We start from the raw sequence: 13,801 nt of genomic DNA, 5'->3' as shown, positions 1-13,801 counted from the left end.
GCATCGCGCAGGCAGATGACCTTCGATCCGTTTCAGTCTCCCGTTACTTGATTTTCCGGTGTGCCCGCCATCCAGGCTGCAATGTTGCGCAATGTGGTGGCGGCAATCGCGTCCAGCGCTTCGTGGGTCAGGAACGCCTGGTGCGCGGTGACGATCACGTTGGGGAAGGTCAGCAGCCGTGCCAGCACATCATCTTGCAGTGGCAGGTCGGAGCGGTCCTCGAAGAACAACTGCGCTTCTTCCTCATACACATCCAGCCCCAGGTAACCCAGGCGACCGTCTTTCAAGGCATCGATCAGTGCCGGGGTGTCCACCAGGCCGCCACGCCCGGTATTGATCAGCATCGCGCCCGGTTGCATGTGCGCCAGGGATTGGCGGTTGATCAGGTGCTTGCTCTGCTCGTTGAGCGGGCAGTGCAGGCTGATGATCTGCGATTCGGCCAGCAGTTGCGGCAGGCTCATGTAGTGCGCGCCGAGGGCTTCGACCTGCGGGTTGGGGTAGGGGTCATAGGCCAGTAACTGGCAGCCAAAACCGTTCATGATCCTGGCGAAGGTGGCGCCAATCTGCCCGGTACCGACCACGCCGACCGTCTTGCCCACCAAATCGAAACCGGTCAGTCCATGCAGGCTGAAATCGCCTTCACGGGTGCGGTTATAGGCGCGGTGCAAGCGGCGGTTGAGCGCGAGGATCAACGCCACCGCGTGTTCGGCCACGGCATGGGGCGAGTAGGCCGGGACCCGCACAATCGCCAGTCCCAGGCGTTTCGCCGCTGCCAGGTCGACATGGTTGTAGCCGGCCGAGCGCAGGGCGATCAGGCGTGTGCCGCCGGCAGCCAGGCGTTCGAGCACCGGGGCGCCGAGGTCATCGTTGATAAAGGCGCAGACCACCTCGTGATGTTCCGCCAGTGCCGCCGTATCCAGGCTCAGTCGCGCCGCTTGAAAGTGCAGCTCGATGCCGGCCGGTTGCCCGGCGGCGAGAAAACTGTCGCGGTCGTAGTTCTGGCTGCTGAAAAGAATCGTACGCATGCTGTCCCCCTGAGAGTTGAAGCTTTCTGTCGCAGCTGGCGAAGCCTGCGTTCGGCGGCGAAGCCGTCGCAAAACAAGCCGCCGCAGTTCTGCAGGTTAGCCGCGGATACGGGTTTTACGACGGCGTCGCCGCCGAACGCAGCCTTCGCCAGCTGCTACATTAGCGTTCATGCAACCTGGCAGGGTTGCGCTGCATCAAGCATTCGTGCGCGCCAGGGCTGCCAGGCGATTGATCGCCCGGTCGAGCTCTTCCAGTGCAACACTGGCTTTCGGGTCCTGTTGCTTGAGCAGGGTTTCGCTGCGTTGGCAGGCTGCGCGCAATTGCGGTACGCCGCAGTAACGTGTCGCGCCATGCAGGCGATGGACTCGTTCGATCAGGGCGTTGTGGTCGTTGCTTTGCTGAGCGAACCGGATGGCTTCACGGTCGGCCTCCAGTGACGCCAGCAGCATCGCCAGCATGTCCGCCGCCAGATCTGCCTTGCCGGCGGCCAGGCGCAATCCTTCCTCGTGGTCGAGCACCAACAGGTCATGGGCGCCGCCATGCATATCGCCGGAGCGCTCCGGGCTGTGATTGCGCAGCGCCAGGCCGCTCCACTTCAGCACCACCTGCGCCAATTGCCGTTCGCTGATCGGTTTGGTCAGGTAGTCGTCCATGCCGCTTTGCAGCAGCGCGCGTTTTTCGTTGGCCATGGCGTGGGCGGTGAGGGCCACGATCGGCAGCGGCGTGCAATGCCGTTCGCTTTCCCACTGGCGGATCGCCTCGGTACTCTGGCGGCCGTCCATGCCGGGCATCTGCACGTCCATCAACACCAGATCGAATGCCTCGTTCTGCACCGCCTTGACGGCGGCATAACCGCTTTCCACCGCAAGCACCTTGGCGCCCATGTCTTCGAGCAGGGTCTGCACCAGCATCAGGTTGGCCGGATTATCGTCGACACACAGCACCTTCGGTGCACGGCTGGACACCGGTTCACCCGGCTCGCTGCGCATCGGGCGCGGGTTGACCAGGTCAGACAGGGAACGTCGCAGCTTGCGGGTGCAGGCCGGTTTCGCCTGGAGCTGGCTGTGGGGGTTGGGCACGGAAAGATGGAACAGCGTCTGTTCCGTGGTCGGGCACAACACCAACACCTTGCAGCCAAGATGCTCGAGGTCCCAGATGTGCTGGTTGAGGCGTTCCGGCGGCATGTCGTTGCTGGTGATGCCGAGCACGGCGAGGTCGATCGCCTGATCGGTCTGGTGGGCGGCGGTGACGCCATTGGTCAGGCTTTCCAGGGTATTGAACGGCGTGGTGTCGAGGCCGCAGTCTTGCAGTTGATGCTGCAACGCCTGCCGGGCCAGCTCGTGGTTTTCCAGCACCGCCACCCGACGCCCGAGCAAGGGCGCGGCGGGCAGGTCTTCGGCATCGTCGCGGGCTTTCGGCAGGCTCAGGCTGATCCAGAACTCCGACCCTTCCCCCGGCGTGCTGTCGACGCCGATCTCGCCACCCATCTGTTCGATCAGGCGCTTGGAAATCACCAGGCCCAGGCCCGTGCCGCCGGGTTGCCGCGACAGCGAGTTGTCAGCCTGGCTGAAGGCCTGGAACAGCGCCCGCACGTCCTGGCTCGAGAGGCCGATACCGGTGTCCTGAATGCTGATGCGCAACTGCACAGTGTCTTCGTGCTCTTCTTCGAGCATGGCACGGGCGGCGATGGTGCCTTCGCGGGTGAACTTGATCGCGTTGCTCACCAGGTTCGTCAGGATCTGCTTGAGTCGCAGCGGGTCGCCCACCAGTGACAGCGGCGTGTCCCGATACACCAGGCTCACCAGTTCCAGCTGCTTGGCGTGGGCAGCCGGGGCGAGAATGGTCAGGGTGTCTTGCAGCAGGTCGCGCAGGTTGAACGGAATGTGGTCGAGCACCAGTTTGCCCGCCTCGATTTTCGAGAAGTCGAGAATCTCGTTGATGATGCCCAGCAGGCTGTCGGCAGACTTTTCGATGGTGCCCAGGTAGTCGAGCTGGCGCGGGGTGAGCTCGCTTTTTTGCAACAGGTGGGTGAAACCGAGAATGCCATTGAGTGGCGTGCGGATTTCATGGCTCATGTTAGCCAGGAATTCGGACTTGATCCGGCTCGCTTCCAGGGCCTCCTTGCGCGCCAGGTCCAGCTCGATGTTCTGGATCTCGATGGTTTCCAGGTTCTGGCGCACGTCTTCGGTGGCCTGGTCGATGCTGTGCTGCAATTCTTCCTGCGCGTTTTGCAGGGTGCCGGCCATGCGGTTGATGCCGGAAGCCAGTTCATCCAGTTCCTGGCTGCCGAGGGGCGGCAAGCGGGTTTCCAGATGGCCGTCCTTGAGTTGAGTCACGGCTTGTTTGATCTGGCTCAGCGGCCGATTGATCGTGCGGCCCATGCGCAAGGCCAACAGTGCCGCACCGATCAGTCCCGCACTGATCAACATCAGGCTGGCGAACAGGCTGCGGTAACCGCGCAACAGCATGCTGTTATGGGACAGTTCAAGTTCGACCCAGCCCAGCAGGCGGTCGGCTTCTTCGGGAATCACGTCCCCGGCCAGGTTGCGGTGTTTGCCGAATACCGGCAGCAGATAGCGGGTCGCATCGCTACCGCTGAGGCGCAGCATTTGCGTGCCGCCGCCGGAGGGCGACTGATTGAGCATGGTCGGGCCGGCGTGGGCCAGCAGCGTGCGATCGGGAGCCAGGAAGGTCACGGCTCGTACGTCGGTTTGTTCCAGGGCCTGGGTGGCGATGCGTTCGAGCAGTTCGTTGTCCTGATGACCCATGGCTGGCGCCGCCAGCGGAGCCAACTGCTCGGCGATCATTTCACCGCGCTGCATGAGCTGGGTTTGCAGGTCAGCCTGTTGCATCCAGGTAAAATAACCTCCCAGCACCAACGCCATCAGGCTGGTTGGCAACAGGGTCAGCAACAGCACGCGGCCTTTGATTCCCAGTTTCTTGAGCACGCATCTCTCCTGCATCCCGCTATTTATTGACCTGCACATGCATCCGCCATGCACCACTTGCGCAGTGTAGCGATTTGCTCGCGGGCAATCCTGGTAAAAATGGTGCGGCCATTCGTCGGCCCGGGCGACTCATTGGCGATACGGACAAACCGTGGGTTGCCCCTGGCGAGGCAATCTTGAATAATCAGCTCAACTGAGAATTGTTTGCAGATAGTCATGACTCCCATCACTGCTGGCTTCCCCCGAATCCTGTCCATCGAAGACGACCTCGTGCTCGGAGCCTACGTTCATGAGCATCTGGATCGCAGCGGCTTTCAGGTGACCTGGTGCCAGAACGGCCAGGAAGGCCTGGACATTGCCCGCCGGCAACCTTTCGATGTGGTGCTGATGGATATTCTGCTGCCGGGCATGGACGGCCTGGCGGTACTGACCCAATTGCGCCAGAGCCATTCCACCCCGGTGTTGCTGATGTCGGCCCTCGGTGCCGAGGCCGATCGCATCAGCGGCTTTCGCCTGGGGGCCGATGATTACCTGCCAAAGCCTTTCAGCATGGTGGAGTTGCGGGTGCGCATCGAAGCCATTCTGCGGCGGGTGGCACTCGACCGCCGGCCCGCGCCCGCAGTGCCTGCCCTGTCGATGGACAGCCTGCGTTTCGACGATGAAAGTTTCGAAGTCTTTTATGGCGAACAGGCGGCCGACCTGACCCGCAGCGAGTATCGGTTGCTGGAGACGCTGCACCGCAGCGCCGACGAAGTATTGAGCAAAGCCTTCCTTTATCAACAGGTGCTGCAGCGCGGCTATGCGGCCCATGACCGCAGCCTGGACATGCACATCAGCCAGATCCGCCGCAAGCTCAAGGCCATCGGCTACACCGAGCGCGAAGTGCGTACGGTATGGGGCAAGGGTTACATCTTGAGCGCCGCCGATGAAATGTAATTTGCCGGGCAGGCATTCGCTGTTCTGGAAGCTTGCTTGCCTATTGGTAGCGTTCTGCTTGCTGATGATCTGGCTCAGTTGGTCCTGGGGACGCTACATGGAGGAGCGTAACCAGTTCCTCTCGGATGAGGCCCGAGGCACCCTGACGCGCTATGCCGCCGAGGTTGAGCAAGCATGGCAACAGCGGCAGAGCGCTGGCGTCGATGACTGGCTGCAAGGCATGTATCAGCGGGAAGAAGGCTGGGTTGGTGTCATCGGCGCTGACTTGCAGTCCTTGAGCAACCAGTCGCTGACGGACAAGGAAGTCGAACGCCTGACTTTTTTGCGCGGCCTCGATTGGCCCATCCACAGAAAAGGCCGGCCGTGGATGCGCATACCGTTTCCCGGCGACCCGTCTAGCGGCAGCCTGGTGATCGAACTGCCCAAGCGTTTTGTACCGGGGCATTACCGAGTGTTCTGGCGGGTGATCACCAACGGCGTGATTCCGGGGTTGTTCACCTTGCTGTTGTGCGTTGGGCTGTACCGCTTGTTGGTGGTGCCGCTCAATCACTTGCGCGCGCAGGCCAATGCCTGGCGTGCCGATCAACTGAATGTACGGCTGTCGACCCGGACCACCAATCGTTCGGATGAGCTGGGTGAGTTGGGTCGGGCGTTCGATCACATGTCTGAACGCCTGCAAAGCACCGTGGCCTTGCAGCAGCAATTGCTGCGCGATTTGTCCCATGAATTGCGCACGCCATTGAGCCGCCTGCGGGTGGCCAGTGAAAGCGAGCAGGGGCTGGAGCCATTGCGCGAACGCATCGGCCGTGAGGTCGATGGCATGCAGCGCCTGGTGGAGGACACGCTGCAACTGGCGTGGCTGGACACCGAGCGCACCCGACTGCCCGACGAAGCCATCCAGATCCAGGCCCTGTGGGAAATGCTCACGGAAAATGCCTGTTATGAAAGTGGCTGGCCCGATACTCGGTTGCAATGCACGGTAGATGCATCCTGCTGGGTCCGCGGTCATCTCAACACCTTGGCCCAGGCATTGGAAAACATTCTGCGCAATGCCATCCGTCATTCGCCGAAGGGGGGTGTCGTGAGTCTTGGTGGACGGCGTGATGGCGACTTCTGGCATCTGTGGCTGGAGGATCAGGGCGGCGGTGTGGCGGAAGCCGATCTTGAGCGGATCTTCCTGCCGTTCACCCGACTCGACGGTTCGCGGCCGGGGGATGGTGGGTTTGGGCTGGGGCTGAGCATTGCGAGGAATGCGGTGCAGCGGCAGGGCGGGAAACTTTGGGCGCAGAACACCGGGACCGGGTTGCGCCTGAATATGCGTTTGTTGGCGGATGTTGATAGCGCCAGTGTCGACGCCTTCGCGAGCAAGCCCGCTCCCGCATTGGCCGTGTTCCAACCGCAAAACGCATGATCACCCCCGATACCCTGTGGGAGCGGGCTTGCCCGCGAAGAGGCCCTCCCATTCCCCATAAAATTCAGCCTTATTCCCATAAACCATAAGCACCACACTTTGCGTGATATGGCCTCGCTCGGTTTGCCGGTATGATAGTCGCCCCCGCAGTCTGGATTGCGAATACGCCATGACCTTGCAGTACCCAACCATCGCCGATTGCGTCGGCAACACTCCGCTGGTCCGTTTGCAGCGCCTGCCCGGCGCCACCAGCAATACCCTTTTGCTCAAGCTCGAAGGGAACAACCCGGCGGGTTCGGTCAAGGACCGTCCGGCGCTGTCGATGATCACCCGCGCCGAACTGCGCGGGCAGATCCATGCCGGCGACACGCTGATCGAAGCGACCTCGGGCAACACCGGGATCGCCCTGGCCATGGCCGCTGCGATCAAGGGTTACAGGATGATCCTGATCATGCCGGACAACTCCAGCGCCGAGCGCAAGGCGGCCATGACCGCTTATGGCGCCGAGCTGATTCTGGTCAGCCAGGAGCAGGGCATGGAAGGCGCCCGTGACCTCGCGCAGAAGATGGAAGCAGAAGGTCGTGGCAAGGTACTGGATCAGTTCGCCAACGGTGACAACCCCGAGGCGCACTACACCACCACTGGCCCGGAAATCTGGCGCCAGACCCAGGGCACCATCACCCATTTCGTCAGCTCCATGGGCACCACCGGCACCATCATGGGCGTGTCGCGCTACCTGAAAGAACAGAACGACAACGTGCAGATCATCGGCCTGCAACCGATGGAAGGCTCGGCGATTCCGGGTATCCGCCGCTGGCCCCAGGAATACCTGCCAAAGATTTATCAAGCCGATCGCGTCGACCGGATCGTCGACATGGCGCAAAGCGAAGCCGAAGACGTGACCCGTCGTCTGGCCCGCGAAGAAGGCATCTTCTGCGGCGTGTCCTCGGGCGGTGCCGTGGCGGCGATGTTGCGGTTGTCCAAAGAAGTTGAAAACGCGGTGATCGTCGCGATCATCTGCGACCGTGGCGACCGTTACTTGTCGACCGGCATTTTCGACGCGCCCAACTGATGGCCAAACATGAAAGAGGCCTGCGCTTCCAGCCCACCGGCGGCAGCAAGGCCCCGCAAATCCCGACCGGCAAAAAGCAGCGCCTGACCATCGAGCGCCTGGCCAATGACGGTCGCGGCATCGCGTTTTTCGAAGGCCGCACCTGGTTCGTCATCGGCGCATTGGCCGGTGAAGAGATTGAAGCGCGTGTGCTCGGTGCCCACGGCAAAGTGGTCGAGGCGCGCACCGAACGGGTGTTCAAGGCCAGCGATCTGCGTCGCCCGGCGCCGTGCCCCCATGCCGGTCGCTGCGGCGGTTGCAGCGTGCAGCATTTGCCTCACAACGAACAACTCGCCCTGAAACAGCGAATGCTCGCCGAGCAATTGTCCAAAGTCGCCGGTGTCGAGCCCGAGGAATGGGCCGCGCCATTGAGTGGTCCGGAGTTCGGCTACCGTCGTCGCGCCCGCGTCGCGGTGCGCTGGGACATGAAAGCAAAAAAACTCGAAGTCGGATTCCGTGCCGCCGGCAGCCAGGACATCGTAGGCATCGATGAATGCCCGGTTCTGGTTCAGCCCTTGCAGCCGATCATGACCCGCTTGCCGGAGATGCTGCGGCGCTTGAGCAAACCCCTGGCACTCGGACATGTGGAGTTGTTCAGCGGCTCGAAGCTGGCGGTTTTGCTGCGGCACATGGCGCCGTTGTCCGACGCCGACCTGACGATTCTCAAGGATTTCTGCGCGTTCCACGAAGCCCAGTTGTGGCTGCATGGCGACAGCGAACCGCAACCGGTCGAGGCCGATCAGTCATTGGGCTATCGTCTTGAACAGTGGGATCTGGAACTGGCTTACCGGCCAGGGGATTTCATCCAGGTCAATGCCGGGGTCAACGAAGCGATGGTCGCCCAGGCACTGGACTGGTTGAAGCCGACAGCCGATGAGCGCGTACTTGATCTGTTCTGTGGCCTGGGCAACTTTGCCTTGCCATTGGCCAAGGCCGCTCGTGAAGTGGTGGCGGTGGAAGGTGTGCAGGTGATGGTCGATCGGGCAGCGGCGAATGCCGCTAGCAATAATCTGCATAACGCGAAGTTTTTTCAGGCCGATTTATCCCAGCCTTTGTCGGACGCTGAATGGGCCGCCGAAGGCTTTTGTGCGGTACTCTTGGACCCACCGCGTGACGGTGCTTTCGAGGTTGTGCGCAAGCTCAAGGCCCTGGGCGCCGAACGATTGGTGTATGTGTCGTGCAACCCTGCAACTCTGGCGCGCGACACGGTCGAATTGATCAAGCAGGGCTACCGGTTAAAACGTGCCGGGATTCTCGATATGTTTCCTCAAACGGCGCATGTCGAGGCCATGGCGTTATTTGAAGCGAGCTAGGATGGCTCGTCTGGTCCGACTGGCCCGCCCGTGCAGCCGCGCACCCAGCCCGACGTGGGCGCACGGGCAACGAAGGTCAGCGATTTGACGCATTGAATCTGCGTCGTAGGGAAGGTAAGCAAGATGGTACAGGTGAGAGCACACCAGCCGATCAACACCGACGGCAGTATCAATCTCGAGGCTTGGCTCGATCACGCGGTGAGTGTCGATCTGGCACTGGATCGCGAAGCCTTGAAAGAGGCCTGCGAGTACGCTCGCGAGGCTGAGCAGCAAGCCAATGCGGCACAGAATCTATGGTCGGAAGGCAACTCGACTTTCCGTACCGGCCTTGAGATCGCCGAGATTCTCGCCGATCTCAAACTCGATCAGGATTCACTGGTCGCCGCGATCCTGTATCGAGGCGTACGCGAGGGCCAGATCAAGTTGCCCGCCGTCAGCCAGCGCTTCGGTCCGGTGGTGGCCAAGCTCATCGACGGCGTGCAGCGCATGGCCGCGATCAGCGACAGCCTGAGTCCGCGAAAATCCCTGGTGCTGGGCACCCAGGGGCAGGTGGAAAACCTGCGCAAGATGCTGGTGGCCATGGTCGACGACGTTCGCGTCGCCCTGATCAAACTGGCCGAACGCACCTGCGCGATCCGTGCGGTGAAGACCGCCGACGACGAAAAGCGCAACCGCGTGGCTCGTGAAGTCTTCGACATTTATGCACCACTGGCCCACCGCCTGGGTATCGGTCACATCAAGTGGGAACTGGAAGACTTGTCCTTCCGTTACCTGGAGCCAGACCAGTACAAGCAGATCGCCAAGTTGCTCCACGAGCGGCGACTGGATCGCGAGCGCTTCATCAGCGACGTGATGAGCCAGCTGAAAAACGAATTGCAGGCCACCGGCGTCGATGCCGACATCAGCGGCCGGGCCAAACACATCTATTCGATCTGGCGCAAAATGCAGCGCAAAGGTCTGGAGTTCAGCCAGATCTACGACGTGCGTGCCGTTCGCGTGCTGGTGCCGGAGATGCGCGATTGCTACACCGCGCTCGGCATCGTCCACACCCTGTGGCGGCACATCCCGAAAGAGTTCGACGACTACATCGCCAACCCCAAGGAAAACGGCTATCGCTCGCTGCACACGGCGGTGATCGGGCCTGAGGGCAAGGTGCTGGAGGTGCAGATCCGCACCCATGCGATGCACGAAGAAGCTGAACTCGGCGTGTGCGCGCACTGGCGCTACAAGGGCACCGACGTCAAATCCGGTTCCAATCACTACGAAGAAAAAATCTCCTGGCTGCGTCAGGTGCTCGAATGGCACGAAGAGCTGGGCGACATCGGTGGCCTGGCGGAACAGCTGCGGGTCGATATCGAGCCTGACCGCGTCTACATCTTCACCCCGGACGGTCACGCCATTGACTTGCCGAAGGGCGCGACACCGCTGGACTTCGCCTACCGCGTACACACCGAAATCGGTCACAACTGCCGCGGCGCCAAGATCAACGGGCGCATCGTGCCGCTCAACTACAGCCTGCAAACCGGTGAACAGGTCGAGATCATCACCAGCAAGCACGGCACCCCGAGCCGTGACTGGCTGAACCCGAACCTGGGTTACGTCACCACGTCGCGGGCGCGGGCGAAGATCGTTCACTGGTTCAAGTTGCAGGCTCGTGACCAGAACGTCGCGGCCGGTAAAACGCTGCTTGAGCGCGAGCTCAATCGCCTCGGTCTGCCGGCGGTGGATTTCGACAAGCTGGCCGACAAGGCCAACATGAAAACCGCCGAAGACCTGTTCGCCGCCCTCGGTGCCGGCGACTTGCGCCTGGCGCAACTGGTCAACCTGGCGCAGCAACTGGTCGAGCCGGAACGCGGCAACGAACAGCTGGAACTGATTCCACGCAAGGCCACCGGCTACAAACCGGGCAAGCGCGGCGATATCCAGATCCAGGGCGTCGGCAACCTGATGACCCAGATGGCCGGCTGCTGCCAGCCGTTACCGGGCGATGCAATCGTCGGGTACATCACCCAGGGCCGCGGCGTGAGCATTCACCGCCAGGACTGCGCCTCGGTGCTGCAACTGGCCGGGCGCGAGCCCGAGCGAATCATCCAGGTCAGCTGGGGGCCGGTACCGGTGCTCACCTATCCGGTGGACATCGTCATCCGCGCCTACGACCGTTCCGGTTTGCTGCGTGACGTGTCGCAGGTGCTGCTCAATGAGCGGATCAACGTGCTGGCGGTCAACACCCGCTCGAACAAAGAGGACAACACCGCGCTGATGTCCCTGACCATCGAGATTCCGGGGCTGGATGCATTGGGGCGGCTGCTGGGGCGGATTTCCCAGTTGCCGAACATCATCGAAACCCGGCGTAACCGGACGCCCTGACCCCCCCCTCCCTGTAGGAGCCGGCTTGCCGGCGAAGGCGGCCTCAAGTCTTGCGCTGGCCTGATGGTCGCCATCGCTGGCAAGCCAGCTCCTACAGGGGTGTTTGACGAGAATCACGGATGTACACACTTGAAGACCTGTTGCACCTGATGAACCGCCTGCGCGACCCGCAGTACGGTTGCCCATGGGACATCAAGCAAACTTACGCCACCATCGTCCCGCACACCCTTGAGGAAGCCTACGAAGTCGCCGACGCCATCGAGCGCGGCGACTTCGATCACTTGCAGGGTGAGTTGGGCGATCTGCTGTTCCAGGTGGTTTATTACAGCCAGCTGGCTCGCGAAGAAGGGCGCTTTGAGTTCGCCGGTGTGGTCGACAGCATCACCCGCAAGCTGATCCGCCGTCACCCTCATGTGTTCCCCACCGGTGACCTGTATGCGCCGCTGGATGTCCCGCGCCTGAGTGAAGAACAGGTCAAGCAGCGCTGGGAAGAGATCAAGGCCGAAGAGCGCGCGGAGAAATCTTCGGCACCCGAGCAGTTGTCGTTGCTCGATGATGTTCCCGCCGCACTGCCGGCGCTGTCCCGTTCGGCAAAATTGCAGAAGCGCGCGGGGCAGGTCGGGTTCGACTGGCCGGACGCTTTGCCGGTGCTCGATAAAGTGCGTGAAGAGCTCGATGAAGTCCTCGAAGCCATGTCGGAAAACGATCCCGAGGCCGTGGCCGACGAGATCGGCGACCTGCTGTTTTCCGTGGTCAATCTGGCGCGGCATCTCAAGGTCGATCCGGAAGCCGCATTGCGTGGCGCCAACGGCAAGTTTGAAAGACGCTTTCGTTTTATCGAACAGGCATTGCGCGATACCCGTCGTCCCATGGAAGATTGCACCCTCGAAGAGTTGGACGCCTTGTGGGGCGAAGCCAAACGTCAGGAAAAGAATTTGCCCAGCTGCGGTTGAGCAGTGGCCTAAGTGAGTAATAAGCACCATGAGCATTTCCCTTCGCGACCAGTTGCTCAAAGCAGGGCTGGTCAACCAGAAGCAGGCCAAGCAGGTCAGCAAAGACAAGCAGAAACAACAACGCCTGGCCCACAAAGGCCAGATCGAGCTGGATGACTCCCAGCAGCGCGCGGCGCAGGAAGCCATGGCCGAGAAGGTCAAGCGCGACCAGGAACTCAACCGCCAGCAGCAGGAGAAAGCCGAGGCCAAGGCCCGTGCGGCGCAGGTCAAGCAATTGATCGAAGTCTCGCGCCTGCCGAAACTGACGACCGAGGATTACTACAACTTCGTCGACGACAAGAAGGTCAAGCGCATCTCCGTCAACACCCTGATGCGCAACAAGCTCAGCAGCGGTTCGCTGGCCATCGTGCATCACGCTGGCGGCTACGAAGTGATTCCGCGCGAGGCGGCATTGAAGATTCAGGAGCGCGACCCACAACGCATCGTGCAACTGAATGTGCAAACCGAGGAAGTCAGTGTCGAGGACGATCCGTACGCGGCCTACAAGATTCCTGATGATCTGATGTGGTAATCGACTCACTCGCGTTACATGATTGCTAGTACTTTGCAGGATTAAATAATTGAACCCGAAAGATCGTATCGATACGATCTTTCGGGTTTTCTTTTGCTGAAAATAATCTCTCTTGGGTGAGTGGTTAATTAATAAGGAGAAAACAAATGGAATGAATTTTAATGGATAAGGATGTCTTCAATGCTGATAAGTATCGCTTCGTTACGCCAACCCACTTTCAAGTCGCAGTTATCGCACCCGCGAATGCCCGAACAATCCATTCTCGATTATCTGGACGATGAACTGGCCGAGCGCGCTTACCTGGTGCGCCGAAAGATCAAGATTGCTGCAAAGGCCGCCCGCGAGGACCATGGTGAGGTCGCTTGTGTTTTCTTTACACTGCCTGAGTTTTTCTGGAATATTCCCTGGCACCAGGTCCGCAGTGAAGAGGAACTCCATGAGTTGAATTCGGCTTATCTGCAAAAGGTGCCAGAGTGTGTGGCGTTGTTGATCAGCGAACTGCCAGTGGAGCAATACGGCAAGATCGTTCTGCTGGCGGGAAGTTGTGCGACGCTGATTAAAGTTGGAGAGGGTGAGTCTGGTTATTACGATGTTATTAATTACTTACTGACGATCTCCAATAAGGATTACGAGGCTGATAGGCCATTGATGTCGATGTGGCCGAAGCGCTATGTATCAGGCATCGATTTCGGCAAGCATGTAGGTACTGAAGACGGCTATTGGTTTTTCAAGTTGTTTGACGAGGTTGTCGTCAGGGTAAAGGAAGTCAGTAGTGTGCAGGCCGAACACAGTTATTTTGGTGGTTACGAAGGAAGGTTTATTAATAGTCTCGTTCCGGGCTGCCCATTCGGTATCAACTTGTGCCTTGATTATGCGCTGTTGAAAGACGGTGAGCGGGACAAGGAAATTGAACTGGCGGGAGCGAAAATCGATTTTCTGATCGCCTGCGGCATGAGTTTCGATTACGGCAAGCGTCATCCAACTTCGATCCAGTTTTCCATCCGCAATGACGGCATGGGCGATGGTGAGTGTGAAGTGGTGAAGCTTGAGGCGGGGCGGATCGTCGGTGTTGTCCCTTCGGTGGTGATCGACGACTCTCTTCATTTAGCGGCCGTTCAGATTGCCTGAGCCGTGTGATCCGGATGCAGCCCGCCCGTGCGGGGAG

10 protein-coding genes are annotated in these 13,801 nt (G+C 60.6%); 8 read left to right on the top strand and 2 right to left on the bottom strand.

The annotated features are described in order from the left end of the window. Positions 1-32 precede the first annotated feature (32 nt). Together AC07XF_RS14440 and AC07XF_RS14435 are read right to left on the bottom strand one after the other, a co-directional pair. Entirely contained in the window at positions 33-1,025 is a 993-nt protein-coding gene (locus tag AC07XF_RS14440) for a 2-hydroxyacid dehydrogenase (protein ID WP_495027024.1), read from the bottom strand. 195 nt (positions 1,026-1,220) lie between these two features. Further along, positions 1,221-3,974 carry a response regulator gene (locus AC07XF_RS14435; RefSeq protein WP_495027023.1) on the bottom strand — a complete coding sequence of 918 codons (2,754 nt, stop codon included), beginning with the start codon at positions 3,972-3,974 and terminating at the stop codon, positions 1,221-1,223. 216 nt (positions 3,975-4,190) lie between these two features. Between AC07XF_RS14435 and AC07XF_RS14430 the strand changes: the two genes are divergently transcribed. The 8 genes from AC07XF_RS14430 (at position 4,191) to AC07XF_RS14395 (ending at position 13,764) form a co-directional block, all read left to right on the top strand. Continuing rightward, the gene (locus tag AC07XF_RS14430) at positions 4,191-4,910 is read left to right on the top strand and encodes a response regulator transcription factor (protein ID WP_495027022.1); all 720 of its coding nucleotides are present in this window, start codon (positions 4,191-4,193) and stop codon (positions 4,908-4,910) included. Further along, positions 4,900-6,321 (top strand): sensor histidine kinase, encoded by a 1,422-nt coding sequence (locus AC07XF_RS14425; protein ID WP_495027021.1) that lies wholly within the window; start codon positions 4,900-4,902, stop codon positions 6,319-6,321. The genes AC07XF_RS14430 and AC07XF_RS14425 overlap by 11 nt, the downstream gene beginning before the upstream one ends. A gap of 169 nt (positions 6,322-6,490) precedes the next feature. Then, positions 6,491-7,393, top strand: a complete 903-nt coding sequence (gene cysM, locus AC07XF_RS14420; protein WP_046043004.1) for a cysteine synthase CysM — start codon at positions 6,491-6,493, stop codon at positions 7,391-7,393. Further along, positions 7,393-8,745 carry a 23S rRNA (uracil(1939)-C(5))-methyltransferase RlmD gene (gene rlmD, locus AC07XF_RS14415; protein ID WP_495027020.1) on the top strand — a complete coding sequence of 451 codons (1,353 nt, stop codon included), beginning with the start codon at positions 7,393-7,395 and terminating at the stop codon, positions 8,743-8,745. Before cysM ends, rlmD begins: the two co-directional genes overlap by 1 nt. A gap of 123 nt (positions 8,746-8,868) precedes the next feature. Continuing rightward, entirely contained in the window at positions 8,869-11,112 is a 2,244-nt protein-coding gene (gene relA, locus AC07XF_RS14410) for a GTP diphosphokinase (protein ID WP_007974540.1), read from the top strand. A 119-nt stretch (positions 11,113-11,231) separates the two neighbouring features. Beyond that, positions 11,232-12,065, top strand: a complete 834-nt coding sequence (gene mazG / locus AC07XF_RS14405; protein ID WP_495027019.1) for a nucleoside triphosphate pyrophosphohydrolase — start codon at positions 11,232-11,234, stop codon at positions 12,063-12,065. Between the two features lie 28 nt (positions 12,066-12,093). Then, positions 12,094-12,636 (top strand): DUF2058 domain-containing protein, encoded by a 543-nt coding sequence (locus AC07XF_RS14400; protein ID WP_007988773.1) that lies wholly within the window; start codon positions 12,094-12,096, stop codon positions 12,634-12,636. Between the two features lie 180 nt (positions 12,637-12,816). Continuing rightward, positions 12,817-13,764, top strand: coding sequence for a hypothetical protein (locus tag AC07XF_RS14395; RefSeq protein WP_495027018.1), 948 nt, complete (start codon positions 12,817-12,819; stop codon positions 13,762-13,764). Positions 13,765-13,801: the final 37 nt, after the last annotated feature.

This window comes from Pseudomonas sp. GW821-FHT01C01, assembly GCF_059422645.1.
Note: the sequence above shows the minus strand (reverse complement) of the source record. Positions and strands in the feature narration are given on the sequence as shown.

Bases quoted from the DNA above. Each gene is read 5' to 3' on its own strand.
- cysM (WP_046043004.1), top strand. From the start codon at position 6,491: ATGACCTTGCAGTACCCAACCATCGCCGATTGCGTCGGCAACACTCCG.
- AC07XF_RS14400 (WP_007988773.1), top strand. From the start codon at position 12,094: ATGAGCATTTCCCTTCGCGACCAGTTGCTCAAAGCAGGGCTGGTCAAC.
- rlmD (WP_495027020.1), top strand. From the start codon at position 7,393: ATGGCCAAACATGAAAGAGGCCTGCGCTTCCAGCCCACCGGCGGCAGC.
- AC07XF_RS14440 (WP_495027024.1), bottom strand. From the start codon at position 1,025: ATGCGTACGATTCTTTTCAGCAGCCAGAACTACGACCGCGACAGTTTT.
- AC07XF_RS14430 (WP_495027022.1), top strand. From the start codon at position 4,191: ATGACTCCCATCACTGCTGGCTTCCCCCGAATCCTGTCCATCGAAGAC.
- AC07XF_RS14425 (WP_495027021.1), top strand. From the start codon at position 4,900: ATGAAATGTAATTTGCCGGGCAGGCATTCGCTGTTCTGGAAGCTTGCT.
- AC07XF_RS14395 (WP_495027018.1), top strand. From the start codon at position 12,817: ATGCTGATAAGTATCGCTTCGTTACGCCAACCCACTTTCAAGTCGCAG.
- relA (WP_007974540.1), top strand. From the start codon at position 8,869: ATGGTACAGGTGAGAGCACACCAGCCGATCAACACCGACGGCAGTATC.
- mazG (WP_495027019.1), top strand. From the start codon at position 11,232: ATGTACACACTTGAAGACCTGTTGCACCTGATGAACCGCCTGCGCGAC.